Below are 13,508 nucleotides of genomic sequence, written 5' to 3' on the forward strand. Positions count from 1 at the left end.
GTCATGAAGATACCTCTTTCTTGTTTGTGGTGAATTAAGAATAGGTCTTCATGGCCTTTTTGACTAGTCTGAATAAAGAACTGGTCTAGTAGAGCAGGTGTTGCACTTCAATTTTAAATCGAGGAAAGTTTTTTTCTTGCAATCTGCCATTAACTTAATTTTACAAACCGAGTATGCTTAAATAATAACGGGAATTTATGAATATACGGTTTCCAAATCACGAATTAATTTATAACAATATGTGAAGAATTTATGACCAAAGCGTTTAAAACTCCACATTGTCTACTTTTTACCACTCTGGCAAGACCAATTACCTGAATTAGTCTCTACTCTGATTTATACTAAAATTAAAATAATGATAGAAGTGGGGTATTAATATGCATTTGAATAAAGAACAAAAAGCCAACTTGAAGGCTGCCGTCATCGCCGGAACAGCTGCTGGAATAGTTTCTGGATTTGTTAAATTAGGTTGGGAGAATGTTTTGCCACCACGTACAGCCGAACGTGATGCAGTGAATCCTCCTCAAACTCTAATGGGACAAATGGGTATTCCTAAGAAAATCACTCGTGGAACTTACACATATTCTGGTCACCAAATGCCTTGGGCAAGTTTTATGATGCACTTTGGTTTCTCAACATCATTTGCCATCATTTATGAAGTTTTGGCAGAATATAAACCATTTATCAGAAAAGGCTCTGGAGCAATCTTCGGATTAGCCATCTGGGTTGCTTTCCATATTGGGATCATGCCTACGATGAAAACTGTCCCAAGTCCTAAGGATCAACCTACTGAAGAACATATCTCTGAAGCACTCGGTCACATTGCTTGGATGTGGACAAACGATATTGTCGGCCGTGAACTCTACCGTCGCTTAACTGCACAGAAATAAGGTCTCCTTTGAACAAATGGAACACCTCATTAACTGAAAGAATCAGTTATGGCCTAAGTGATGCCGCCGATAATTTAGTCTTTCAAATGATGACCACCTATCTGCTCTTCTTTTATACTGACGTTTTTGGACTGACAGCTAGTGAAGTTGCCATTCTTTTCGTCGTAGCCAGGGCAGCTGATGTCTTTGAAAGCCTGATCATTGGAATTATGATCGACAATACCCATTCTCGTTGGGGTAAGAGTCGACCTTTCTTTCTATGGTATTCCTTCCCTTACGTCATCTTCGCAATCCTAACTTTCGTTACACCTAATTTTCTACCACATTCAGGAAAATTGATTTGGGCCTATGTAACCTATTTAGGATTAGGATTCTTTTATACTGCTGTTAACTTACCAATTACTTCCATCTTGCCTACTATGACTGATAATGAACAGGAAACAACGTTGTTGGGCGTTATCAGACAATTTTCTGGTAGTTCCGTTCAAATCATTGTAGCCGTCTTTACCATTCCCCTAGTCAGTATCTTTGGTAAAGGTGACCAACAAAAAGGCTTTTTGGGAACGATTATCCTTTTTAGTGTCATTTCCTTAGCTTTAATTTTGAACACGTTTTTCCATGTTCGAGAACGCTATACTGACGATAGTATTAATCATCAACCTATTTCTAAAGTCTGGGGAATGCTTAAGCAGAACCGGCCATGGATCGTTATTTCAATTGTTATCTTTCTTTATTGGTTGACTACTTCCATTAAGAACCAGACAACTATTTACTATTTCAAATATGTCCTTCATGATGAAAATCTAGTTTCAATAGCCAACAGTTTTACATTAACGGCCCTAATTGGAGTCGTTGCTATCTATTTTGTTTCCGTCAAATTAGGTAAAAAGAAAACAATGTTACTGGGTATTATCATCGCTTTTACCGGACAAATAATTATTACTTTTGGTGCTTACTCAAAGAACTTAGCACTTATCTTTAGTGGTATCTTCGTCAACGGAATCGGCGGAGGGTTCATTATCGGTTTAGTTTCAATTATGATTGCGGACACGATTCGTTATGGTACTTCAATGGGAATTCAAGCCGAAGGTGTTCTTGCATCGACAGACGATTTTGGTGTTAATTTAGGATTAGGACTTGGTGGTTTAATCACTGCTGAATCACTTCAAATCTCAGGCTATGTTTCCAATAAAACTCAGAGTGCCAGTACTATTTCGGCAATCAATTTGAATTACGCTTTGATTCCATTAGGTTTGTATATAATCATGTTTTTGATTTTACTCGGATACAATGAGGAAAAAATTCAGCACGCTATCAAATAAAGAAGGTAAAAATTGCAACAGGAATCACTCTTTGCTACTAATAAAAGCAACGACAACAATAGCCCTCTAGCTAATCGGGTTCGCCCAACAACACTAGAGGGTTTTGTCGGTCAAAAACATTTAATCGGTGATGGCAAAATTCTTAAAGAAATCATCGACCAAGATAAAATCCCTTCATTAATTTTCTGGGGACCTCCTGGGGTAGGTAAAACCACCCTAGCGGAAATCATTGCTAAAAAAACTAAAGCTAACTTCATTACTTTTAGTGCTGTCACTAGTGGTATCAATGATATCAAAAAAGTCATGAAGGAAGCTGAAATGAATCGAGAAATGGGACAAAAGACTATTGTCTTTATCGACGAAATTCATCGGTTTAATAAGGCACAACAAGATGCCTTCCTTCCCTTCGTCGAAAAAGGTAGTATCGCCTTGATTGGTGCCACAACTGAAAATCCATCTTTTGAGATTAATTCTGCCTTGTTATCAAGATGTAAGGTCTTTGTCTTAAAGTCTTTAACTAAAGATGATTTAGTTGATTTATTGAAGAAGACTCTTGCCAATTCCAAAGCTTTTCCCAAATTAGAAGTTGATATTGATGATGACACATTAGAATTGATTGGTAACTATGCTAATGGTGATGCCCGAGTAGCCTTGAATACCTTAGAAATGGCTGTCATCAATTCGACGGTTCATGACAAAACCGCCAAAGTAGATTTGGAAGATATTCGTCAATTACTCAATACCAAGTCCTTAAGTTACGATAAAAATGGTGAAGAGCATTACAACATCATCTCTGCCCTACACAAATCAATGCGTAATAGTGATACTGACTCGGCCATTTATTGGGTCACCCGAATGCTTGAAGGTGGCGAAGATCCCCTCTACATTGCTAGACGACTAGTTCGTTTTGCCAGTGAAGATATTGGTCTGGCCGACACTAATGCTTTAAATGTCGCAATCAATGCCTTTCAAGCCTGTCAATTTCTCGGTATGCCTGAGTGTAACGTCCATTTAGTTGAAACCGTAATTTACCTATCGGTTGCCCCTAAATCCAATGCCACTTATAAAGCTTTATTAAGAGCTCAGAAAGACGTTAAGAAGTATGGTAATCTTCCTGTACCTCTTCAAGTCAGAAACGCTCCTACGAAACTTATGAAGAATCTTGGTTATGGAAAAGATTATCAGCTGGCTCACGATTATGCTGATAAATTAACAACTATGAAGACAGTACCTAAAGAAGTTGAAAATAGCACGTACTATCGACCAACAGAACAAGGTAAAGAACGTCTCTTTAAGCAACGGTTAGAATACATCGAACAATGGCATCAAGAGCACGATACTAAGTAGCATGTTCTTCTTTTATATTTAGTGATAGAATGGGGTCTTAATTTATAACTGAGGTGTTTCATAAAATGAAACAACGTAATTTATTAATTACTTTATGTTTAGCAATAGTCGGAATATTTTCTTTTCAAAATACAACTGAAGTTAAAGCTGTTAGTTTTGTTCATACATTTAAAAAACCACTATGGTTTCCAGAAGTGAACAAAAAGATGATTTCACCTATGACTTCACTCGGATAAAGAAGCCTAGACTTAAAGCTAAAACCGATTGGTTGACCGACAAAATTGGGAAGGACTCTGGTAACGATCATTATTATCGAGTCGCAACTAACGAATGGGTCAGTACTGATGATGTTGCTCTGATCAATAAGGGTATCAATCGCCCCATTACAATTTCTATAGGCCATAATATTTGGAAATTTAACTCCAAAACTTACGAATTCACTTATACAGGACGCCGACTAGCTGCTGGGACATGGGCTAGTGACGAAAGAATCCAGCTTCCCCGTGGAATATCCTATTGTAAAGTTGGACCAAATGAATGGATTCAAAACATTCACTATTAAAAATTTAAAACAGCATCCATTTAGAATTCTAAATGGATGCTGTTTTAGGTTTTTGAATTATTTTAAACAAATAATAAGAGAAATTCTCAAGCCAAATGAAGCTGATTTTTTTACTTATTCAAAGGGATACTTCATTCCTCAATCATTTCTAACATCATTTAAGATGTGAGCTACGTCATGCGACAAAGCTAATTGTCCATCATCATGACCATTATCAATATACTTCTGCATATCCGTAACCTCGTATTGAAGAGCCTTGTCATTGCTACCAACAACAATTTTGTCAGTTGTTTGCGTATGAGCATCAGCTGTATAAGTAATATCTGCCTCAGTTGCACGAGGGTAATTACTGATCTCAATATATCCTTTTGTTCCAGAGATCACTCCTCTTTTTGGCCGTTTAGCACGCATTGACAAAGCCATAACAGCCATCTGTTCATCATCATTTTTCAGGATAATTCCTGATTGCTCATCAACACCTGTTTCAAAATATTTTACTGTCGTTAAAATATTTGTTGGTTGCTTACTCAAAAAACTTCTGGCAAATGCCGTAGCATATCCACCTATATCTAATAATGCCCCTCCAGCCAATTCTTTATTGAAGAAACGGTTTTTAGGATCATAGTCTTTTAAACTGCCAAAATTAACTTGCACTAATTTTACTTGACCAATTTTACCATCAGAAATCAATTACTTAACTTGTTGATAAAGTGGCATATGCAACAACGTAAATCCTTCTGTTAAAATTAGATTTTTCTTTTTGGCCAAATTCTGAACTTCGTCAAATTGCTCTGCATTAACCGTAATAGCCTTCTCACAGAATACGTGTTTCCCTGCATTCAATGCTTCTTTAATATATTGGTAATGGAATGTGTGCGGCGTTGCAATATAAATAACATCAACATTAGGATCATTAATCATATCCGTTGGATTGCTGTATTGATGTTGAATCCCTTTTTCTTGGGCAAATTTGGCCATTTTTTCGACATTCATATTCGAAACTCCATATATTTCTCCATTAACAGCCTTTAGAGCATCTGCCATTTCATGAGCAATCCATCCAGTGCCAATCATTCCCCAATTATATTTTTTCATAGGGTAGATTGTAAATTAAGTTATTAAAAATCGATGATCATCTTACCATAGAATGACTAACTAAAAAGAACTACCATATCGATCAAGCGTGCCGTCAAAGTTCCAAGGGCAGTTAACATTTTCTAAGTGATGATGATGCTTTTATTGATTCCTAACAATGTTATCGGATTAAAAAAAACAATATTGTTATCGTAAGCTAATTCGACTATCCCTGATGAATTGTTTTAGATTCAAGCAAAAACGACAGCTATCTTGTGACCAAATAAGAATATTAATCGTCCAGAACACTTTTTCAATTATAGTATATAAACACTTTACCATACACAGTAAAAATCAAACTATTAGGGACATCACACGATTATTAAAAATCAGTCAAAATAGGAAATAATTTAAAATATCCTTTTTCATGATCTTTCACCTGTCTTAGATTTTAGAAGTATCACTTGGTTTCTCAATTAACTTAAACCGTCGCTGCTGCGTGCGTTTACTAATCCCCGTCTTTCGTTCAATCATCTTGTAGGTCATGCCTTGTTTTCGCAGCTCATAAGCAAATCTGATTTGTTCATCAGAATACGTTTTCGGTCGCCCTTCCCGAAACAACGGATCATGTTGCTTGGCATACAATTTACCTTCTTGTGTGCGCGTGACAATCATATCGCGTTCAAACTGCGCAAAGGCGCTAAATATTGTAAAGACTAATTGGCCAGTCGGCGTATTGTCAATTAAGCCCATATTCAAAATGTTGACTTTGACATTTTCTTTAAACAACTCTTGGATAATGGCTAATGCCTCGCGCGTGTTCCGCGCAAACCGATCCAGCTTAGTGACAATCAAAGTATCACCCGTTTTTAGAGCGCGCAACAGTTTTTGAAACTCCGGTCGTTCAGTAGTTGTACCGGTAAACTTTTCCTGAAAGATTTTTTCTGCTCCTGCCAATTTTAGTAACTCAATTTGATTTGCTAATTTTTGATCAGTGGTACTGACCCGCGCATAGCCATATTTCATCTTTTTATCTCCTTACTTATGTCATTAAGTAATGACACGGTTCTAACCCTTTAATTATACAGTATCAAAAAAGAGGCCACAACTGTTTAAGTTGTGGCACATTTTCTTCTTGCTTATTCTCTTCTTTTACCAAGTCCATGTTAATTATCGTGTTGAAATGAGAAAAAATACGCTAATTATTAGCACACTAAAAACATCTACTGATTACAAATATCACTCTGATATAGTTATAGAGGCTAAATGTCAGTTAGAAACCCTGAACGTATGGTATTTTTTAACTATTTCATATCAACTTGGATAGCAATCTCTTTCAATGCCCTGCTTAAAGCTTTGCTAATTTGATCTGGAGATAAGGGAGCACTCTTCTTAAAAAGCGTATCCAGTAGAACACCGAACCCACCAATTGAGTACGTTAGCATGTACTCATAATGCTGGTTATTCAAACTGCCTTTTCGCCAAGGGACATTTACATTCAGGAGAAGCGCTACAATGGTTTGAATATGTCTTGTTAGCAAAGGAACTAAGAGATCATTTTTAGCTAGCAATTCAATTTTGTCATGGTGGGGCCAAATAAATTCAAGAAAATGTTTAGGGATAGTATCCGGTGTAATGGAAGATTTTAGTAAGTAATCATGATAGCTAGTGAGATATTTACAAAATGCTATATCTAAAATTTTTGTTTTAGTTTTGAAGTATCGATAATAAGTCCTTTTGGAATAACCCGATTCTAATGTCAACTGTTTGACTGTAATATGTTCAAAGGATTCGCTTTTCAGTAGTTGCAACAAGGCCTCAATAAAAGCATTTTTAGACTCTTCAATAATCATTGTCCGAGACATGGCACAAAAACTCCTTTCAGTGGCACATGTTTCCATTATATTCAAAGATTCGCATCAACATAATATAATACTAGCGGGAGGGCCATAAAATGATTAATTTTAGTTCTTATTGGATATTGCCATTGTTATTTATGTTCCATGATTTTGAAGAGTTAGTATTTGTCCCATATTGGTTGAAAGATCATAATCCCAAAATTAACGGGCGTGTGCTGTTTGGTGGAGTGAATCGTTCAGATATTTTAGCGGCTGGAATCTGGGAAGAATTTTGTATTTATTTACTGCTCGCAGCAGTCGCCTATATCATGGGCTCACCATTACTAATTGCCACTGCAATTTTACCGTATCTGTTTCATTTGATCATGCACTTAGTTTTTGTCTTTAATAAACGTGCTTATGTTCCTGGAGCTATAACCGCAATTATTGAATTACCCATAACAATTTTTTACTTATACAGCTTAGTCACATTAACAAAAGCTCCGCTATGGGAATGGATTATCGTTGTAGTCATAATGTTTATATTCTTCATCAGTAATTTAAAATTCATTCATTGGATTATGGCAGAAACAATGCATAAACTTAGATAATACGTAGCAAACAGAGGGCCTTAAGCAATGTTAAGTAGTTTTGCTTAAGGTCCTCTGTTTGCTAGTTGATTGATAATTTTGGACAATGCTATTGAACTCTTGCAAATTGAAGCAGCTCGTGCAGACAAGTAAGACCACTAGGATATACCCTAGTGGCCGTTTTTGATCCATTATCAATGGCTTTTTAAATTAGGGCCTAGTACTTTTGGAATGGAAATACTTTCCAACACCAAAAATTCTAGACCCGCCAGCGTTTGGATTCTTTACGGGCTGATTGCATAGATCCGTCATCCTCTCTATTGATTCCTATTAATCAACTTAGAATCCAGTATACACGCGCTTCCTTAACCCTAACTAAATCCATCATCGACTTTACTTGCAAACTATTGGTGCTTTTACTTTTATGCGAACTATGATATGCTATAAAAACGATAATGTTCGTAAATAAAGGGAGCAATTTCAGATGCGTAACGTGTATTTTAATCATGACGGAAGTGTCGACGATTTAGTATCACTACTACTGCTGTTACAAATGTCAGATGTCCATTTAACTGGCGTTGGTGTGGTTGGTGCCGATTCCTACCTAGAGCCAGCCCTAGCAGCTACCCGTAAAGTCATCGATCGTTTCGGTCACGATACTCACCTAGAGGTCGCCGCCTCTGACTCTCGCGGCGTTCACCCATTCCCGAAAGAATGGCGGCTAGATGCCTTTAGCTTAGATGCCCTGCCGATTCTAAATGAGTCGGGAACCATAGTTACGCCCGTTGCGCCCAAGCCGGCACATTTAGATCTCGTTGACAGGCTCCAGGCTACCTCGGAGAAAACTACTCTGGTCATGACAGGCCCTTTAACTGATCTCGCACGAGCCTTGCAGGCAGACCCGTCAATTACGGCCAAAATTGAACAACTATACTGGATGGGGGGGACCTTTGATGGTCGTGGCAATGTTGCCGAACCTGAGCAAGACGGGACTACTGAGTGGAATGCTTATTGGGACCCGCAGGCCGTTAAGACTGTCTGGGATAGTGACCTCACTATCCAAATGGTTGGACTTGAAAGCACTCGTCAAGTCCCATTGACCCCGGCCATTCGCCAGCACTGGGCAACATTACGCCAGCATCCTGCAATTGACTTTATTGGCCAAGGTTATGCCTTGGTGCCCGCTCTACAACACTTTGAGACAAACTCTACTTACTTCTTGTGGGATGTGCTAACGACTGTTGCCAGCGAGTTTCCCGAAATCGTCACAACTAAACGCGTCACCAGTGATGTTTTAACTGAAGGCCCTGGTCGTGGGCGAACATTTGAAACACCGACTGGTCGGCCCGTAACCTTAGTGACTACTGTGGATCATGATGCCTTCTTTAAACGAATTGACACATTAGCTTTGCATGCCGATAAATAGGTTATACTGAAAGGGAGCCGGTATTTCCAACCGCCGACCTTTTATTTTTGGAAGTTTGTCAAATGGTGTTGAAGGATAGTTTCTATCCTTTGGAGATCTCCTCGTGTGGGAGATCTTTTTTGTTGTTTTATTAGTTGCGGCGTTTAATCTGGTGTGTTGTCTGAATATCGTACTTCAATCCAGTCCAAATTCTTCTGTTAATGATTTAAGTGAACGGCCTTCTTGGTGAAGTTTAACCAATGAATCTTTGAAATCTTGTGAATAACGAATTGACATAAAAATACTCCTTTACTTTCATTTTACGGACTGAATAAAAATAGTCCATTTTTTTAGTATAAGAGCAGTAAAACCAGACGTGGAAACTGAGGTGATCTTTTTGAATCTTTTAAGAAATTATAGCTGCTAATGCAGCACCAGTCCGAGAGTTTTTATCGTTTAGGCTATCTTTTGGATGACCTTCAAAACAAACTTGACCGCCGAATTTACCAGCATCGGGTCCCATATCGACTAACCAATCGGCTCGTGAAATTAATTTCAGATTATGTTCAATCAGAATTAATGTATTGCCCTTATCAACCAATCCTTCAAATAAATCGATCAATTGTTGAGTATCCTGTAAGTGCAATCCGGTTGTTGGTTCATCTAAGAAATAGATTCGGCCGGTATGATTCAATTCCATTGCTAACTTAACACGTTGCACTTCACCACCAGATAAAGTGGTCATCGACTGGCTAAGATTCAAATAACCAAGTCCAACTTGGTGGAGTAGACTAACCTTTTTGTAGATATCTGGCACATCTTTGAAAAACTCTAAAGTGTCGTTGATAGAAAGATTTAGAACCTCAGAAATATCTTTGCCATGATAAGTGTATTGTAGTGCTTCTTGGCTATAACGTTTCCCATGACACAACTCACATTCTTGAACGATTGGATCCATGAATGCCATCTCGGTGATCATCACACCTTTACCTTTGCAACGGGGACAAGCACCTTTACCGTTATAACTAAATAGTTGTGTTGAAACGCCATTGTTGGCTTTACTGAAAAGCTTTCGTAGAGGATTTAAAATGTTCAAGTAAGTTGCAGGTGTAGAACGAATATTCAAACCTACAGAATCCTGACTCAAATCAATATAGTCTTGATCAGAAACTTGTTGTTTGAAAGCTTGGACTAAAGTACTTTTTCCAGAACCTGCTGGTCCAGATATCACGGTCATTACACCTTGAGGGATTCTGGTAGATACGTCTTTTAAATTATGAGAAGTTACATGATTAACATTTAGCCAAGATTGAGGTTCACGAGGCTTTGGGAAAGTGATTTTTTCTCGTAACATTTTACCCGTAATCGTATCTGACCGTAATAGTTCGTCGTAGGTACCAGTGAAAGTTACTTGACCACCATTTTTGCCGGCTTGTGGTCCCATTTCCACGACATAATCTGCTGTCGAAATAATGGCAGGGTTGTGATCAACTAGGATAATGGTATTGCCATGTTCCTTGAGCTTTTTTAAGGATTGGGTAATTAATTTAATATCGTGAGGATGGAGTCCTACACTTGGTTCATCGAGTACGTAAACTAAATCGGATAGGGAACTCGTCAAATATTTGGCAATTTTAATTCGTTGAGCTTCTCCACCAGATAGAGTATCAGTTCCACGGCCAAGGGAAAGATAACCTAAACCGATGTCGACCAAAGCTTGAATTTTACTATGTAGTTCACGCACCATTGTTTTAGCCTTGGGGTCCGAGATATTATCCAAAAATTTTAGGACACTTACTAAATCCATATCGCTGACTTCTGCAATATTTTTGCCAGCAATTTTACCAGTTAGAGCCTTTTTGTTCAGACGTGTTCCATGACATACTGGGCAAGGTTTTCGAGTGACAATCTTTGATAAGGCAGCTTCATGATGACGACCTGAGGCACTATGAATAACAGAGCGAAGCATACGTGGAACTAGTCCTTCATATAATGCCGTACGGCCCCAATTTGCCGGTGGATTTTTTAATTTTTGTTGCTGAGCGTGCATGAATAAATCATATTCTTCATCGGTGTAGTCTTTAATTTTTTTGTCTAAATCAAATAATCCACTGTTGCCATATTCCTTCCAACGCCAAGTTCCCGGTTGAAAACCGGCAAAAGTCATTGCACCTTCATTGAGTGATTTATTAGGATCAATTAATTGACGTTCATCTATGTCGTCAACAAAGCCTAATCCCTGACATTTTGGACACATTCCCTGAGGTAGGTTAAAGGAAAACCATTCAGAATACCCAACCCAAGGCTGTCCAATTCGAGAAAACATCAAACGTAAGACGGAATAGATGCCGGTGTAGGTTGCCAGAGTAGATCGAGAATTACGACCAATAGGCTTCTGTTCAACCACAATTGCCACTGGTAAGTTGTCGATTCGGTTCACTTCAGGTTGACCGTATTTAGGCAAATATTGTTGGGTGAAACTAGGAAAAGTTTCATTCAATTCACGTCGGGAAACAGCGGCTAATGTATCAAAAACTAAAGAGGATTTACCAGACCCAGAAAGACCAGCAAATACAGTCGTTTTATGCTTAGGAATATCTAAACTGACATCCTTTAAGTTATTTTCTTGAGCTCCATGGATAGAGATAGTCCCATCTGAAAATAAATCAGTCATAAAAACCTCCAACAGTAAATTTATAATTCCATTATATATAGAAATCTCGTTTAACAAAAATAATCGGGTCTAGAATTTTTGGTGTTGGAAAGTATTTCCATTCCAAAAGTACTAGGCCCTCAAAAACTTGAACATGATTGTTCCGAGCTGTATTGAAGATCGTTTCGGGTAGCGATTTATCGGTAACAATGTAGTTAATCGCGCTCATTGGTGCACTCATGTATAGTTGATGCTTACCGATTTTAGTGTGATCCACCAACAGCACAACCGCATCGGCATGAGCGGAAAAAGCTCGCTTGATATTAGCCTCTAAATCATTGGCATCCCTAGATTGCATAATTAAAGTTACCACCCAGTAAATGTGAAAAAAGACTATGGCAATAGTCAGGTGCTCATGTGTGATTACACGCAGGCAAAGGAGATTAAAGTCGTGCTTAGCGAGATTGCTGATCAGGTTGCTGGCAGACTTCGTCACCATCAAGCACAAGGTGAAGTGGTTAGCGTTGGGATTGATTATGCTGATGCAGAAGAAGCGGGCACCTCCGGTTTCGGTGTGCAAATGAAGATTGATCCCACAAACCACACTAACGATTTGAGCCCCCAAAAACGTCCGCACGTCCAACCGTACAATTCTTGTCCGGACCATTGACATTCTTGCCGAACGATTTGGCAGGTCATGCATGAATTAGGCATTCAATCGACTATGTATCGCAAACGTCCTAAAAAGCCTACAACCAATACTGACACGTCGCAGAAGCCTAATTTAATGAGACATCTAGCTGATTTATCTGGGGTCGTTACCACTGAAATCACCTATATTCACCTGATCAATCAAAACTGGGTTTATCTCGCAACTTTGTTTGTCGTTCCTCGGTCACATCAAAACAAAATAAAACACTGGTAAAAAACCTGATGATGCGTGAATTTAAGAAATAACCAAGTGCCTTCGTCAGAACGTAACTTCTTTTGTCCGGCCTATTGACATTCTTGCCGACGTAGAGCCAAATAAAGACCCTGAAGAATAATAATATTCTTCAGGGTCCTCTTTAAATAATCTATATTCGCTACAGATATATTTATTTAATGGTTAATCATTACGACGTTTCTTGATACCAAGAAAACCGAGTAAACTTCCAAACATTGCCGACAAAATACCAATAAATGACATTGTTTGACTTTGACTATTGTTTTCACCAGTTTGAGGTAATTCTGGTGAATTAACAGAACCGTTGTTAACTTTAGATTCTGTATTAGTCGACGTATTGATTACTCCATTGTTAGTAGCGTTACTTTGCCGGGAAGGATTCCCTGGTTGGTTAGAACTGGGATTTCCTGTGTCCGTACCATTACCTGGCTTCCCCGGTTGATTGAGCCCAGTGCCGCCATTGTTATCTGCTGTATAGGTAACCGTGAATTCTAAGTCCTTTGAGTCCCCGTTAACTGTTTGCTTGTCAATTTGCGCCTTGTCAGCTGTATAACCCTTTAATTCAGGACTTTTGACTGCGTCAAAGCTTTGATCTGCTGACCAAGGACCATACGTCTTTTCCCCAGTTACTGCGTCAGTTGAGCCTTGACGCGTAAAGGTCACTTGAGCGGTGTGATCAGCAGGAGTTTGATTACCAGCGCCTTGATAATGAATAATTTCTGTAACGGTTTTGGCCTCTGTAGACTGAATGTTTTGATGCTTCAAGTGAACCGTGAAGTTCTGATCAGTTGTGTCATCATTGTCGAATGTCAAATCTGCTGGATAGCCATCAGTAACCAACTCATACCCTTGTTTCTTATAATCCGCAATGTTGCCACTGG

General features: G+C 38.5%; 12 protein-coding genes and 2 pseudogenes. 8 read left to right on the forward strand and 6 right to left on the reverse strand.

The window, feature by feature from the left end; all coding sequences use genetic code 11:
- The first annotated feature begins 377 nt into the window (after nucleotides 1-377).
- From LDK34_RS12265 to LDK34_RS12280, 4 genes are all read left to right on the forward strand, one after another.
- Entirely contained in the window at nucleotides 378-890 is a 513-nt protein-coding gene (locus LDK34_RS12265) for a YagU family protein (protein WP_236941894.1), read from the forward strand.
- Between the two features lie 8 nt (nucleotides 891-898).
- Nucleotides 899-2,212, forward strand: coding sequence for an MFS transporter (locus LDK34_RS12270; RefSeq protein WP_236941895.1), 1,314 nt, complete (start codon nucleotides 899-901; stop codon nucleotides 2,210-2,212).
- A 12-nt stretch (nucleotides 2,213-2,224) separates the two neighbouring features.
- Nucleotides 2,225-3,559 carry a replication-associated recombination protein A gene (locus LDK34_RS12275; RefSeq protein WP_236941896.1) on the forward strand — a complete coding sequence of 445 codons (1,335 nt, stop codon included), beginning with the start codon at nucleotides 2,225-2,227 and terminating at the stop codon, nucleotides 3,557-3,559.
- Nucleotides 3,560-3,740: 181 nt separating this feature from the next.
- Nucleotides 3,741-4,121: a hypothetical protein gene (locus LDK34_RS12280; RefSeq protein WP_236941897.1), complete on the forward strand. Its 381-nt coding sequence runs from the start codon at nucleotides 3,741-3,743 to the stop codon at nucleotides 4,119-4,121.
- 138 nt (nucleotides 4,122-4,259) lie between these two features.
- Here LDK34_RS12280 and LDK34_RS12285 read toward each other — a convergent pair.
- The 3 genes and pseudogenes from LDK34_RS12285 to LDK34_RS12295 all read right to left on the reverse strand — a co-directional run bounded on the left by LDK34_RS12285 (nucleotide 4,260) and on the right by LDK34_RS12295 (nucleotide 7,060).
- Nucleotides 4,260-5,216 (reverse strand): annotated as a pseudogene (locus tag LDK34_RS12285) (Gfo/Idh/MocA family protein).
- A gap of 423 nt (nucleotides 5,217-5,639) precedes the next feature.
- The gene (locus LDK34_RS12290) at nucleotides 5,640-6,221 is read right to left on the reverse strand and encodes a recombinase family protein (RefSeq protein ID WP_014940888.1); all 582 of its coding nucleotides are present in this window, start codon (nucleotides 6,219-6,221) and stop codon (nucleotides 5,640-5,642) included.
- A gap of 278 nt (nucleotides 6,222-6,499) precedes the next feature.
- Entirely contained in the window at nucleotides 6,500-7,060 is a 561-nt protein-coding gene (locus tag LDK34_RS12295) for a TetR/AcrR family transcriptional regulator (RefSeq protein ID WP_236941898.1), read from the reverse strand.
- Between the two features lie 89 nt (nucleotides 7,061-7,149).
- On the opposite strand from LDK34_RS12295, the gene LDK34_RS12300 reads away from it, so the two are divergent.
- Together LDK34_RS12300 and LDK34_RS12305 are read left to right on the forward strand one after the other, a co-directional pair.
- On the forward strand, nucleotides 7,150-7,644 hold the full coding sequence (locus tag LDK34_RS12300; protein ID WP_236941899.1) for an HXXEE domain-containing protein: 495 nt from the start codon (nucleotides 7,150-7,152) through the stop codon (nucleotides 7,642-7,644).
- A 463-nt stretch (nucleotides 7,645-8,107) separates the two neighbouring features.
- Nucleotides 8,108-9,049 (forward strand): nucleoside hydrolase, encoded by a 942-nt coding sequence (locus tag LDK34_RS12305; protein WP_236941900.1) that lies wholly within the window; start codon nucleotides 8,108-8,110, stop codon nucleotides 9,047-9,049.
- 385 nt (nucleotides 9,050-9,434) lie between these two features.
- Here the strand turns inward: LDK34_RS12305 and LDK34_RS12310 are convergent, their stop codons facing one another.
- Both LDK34_RS12310 and LDK34_RS12315 read right to left on the reverse strand, forming a co-directional pair.
- On the reverse strand, nucleotides 9,435-11,702 hold the full coding sequence (locus LDK34_RS12310) for an ATP-binding cassette domain-containing protein (protein ID WP_236941901.1): 2,268 nt from the start codon (nucleotides 11,700-11,702) through the stop codon (nucleotides 9,435-9,437).
- A 31-nt stretch (nucleotides 11,703-11,733) separates the two neighbouring features.
- The gene (locus LDK34_RS12315) at nucleotides 11,734-12,039 is read right to left on the reverse strand and encodes a DeoR/GlpR family DNA-binding transcription regulator (RefSeq protein WP_236941902.1); all 306 of its coding nucleotides are present in this window, start codon (nucleotides 12,037-12,039) and stop codon (nucleotides 11,734-11,736) included.
- A 30-nt stretch (nucleotides 12,040-12,069) separates the two neighbouring features.
- Between LDK34_RS12315 and LDK34_RS12320 the strand changes: the two are divergent.
- Nucleotides 12,070-12,297: pseudogene (locus LDK34_RS12320) on the forward strand (DinB/UmuC family translesion DNA polymerase); the annotation flags it as partial.
- A gap of 81 nt (nucleotides 12,298-12,378) precedes the next feature.
- Nucleotides 12,379-12,606 carry a hypothetical protein gene (locus LDK34_RS12325; protein WP_236941903.1) on the forward strand — a complete coding sequence of 76 codons (228 nt, stop codon included), beginning with the start codon at nucleotides 12,379-12,381 and terminating at the stop codon, nucleotides 12,604-12,606.
- A 183-nt stretch (nucleotides 12,607-12,789) separates the two neighbouring features.
- On the opposite strand, the gene LDK34_RS12330 is transcribed toward LDK34_RS12325, so the two are convergent.
- The coding region (locus LDK34_RS12330; protein WP_236941904.1) for a mucin-binding protein at nucleotides 12,790-13,508 on the reverse strand (719 nt) is incomplete at its 5' end.

Source organism: Furfurilactobacillus milii (genome assembly GCF_021654115.1).
Lineage (GTDB): Bacteria > Bacillota > Bacilli > Lactobacillales > Lactobacillaceae > Furfurilactobacillus > Furfurilactobacillus milii.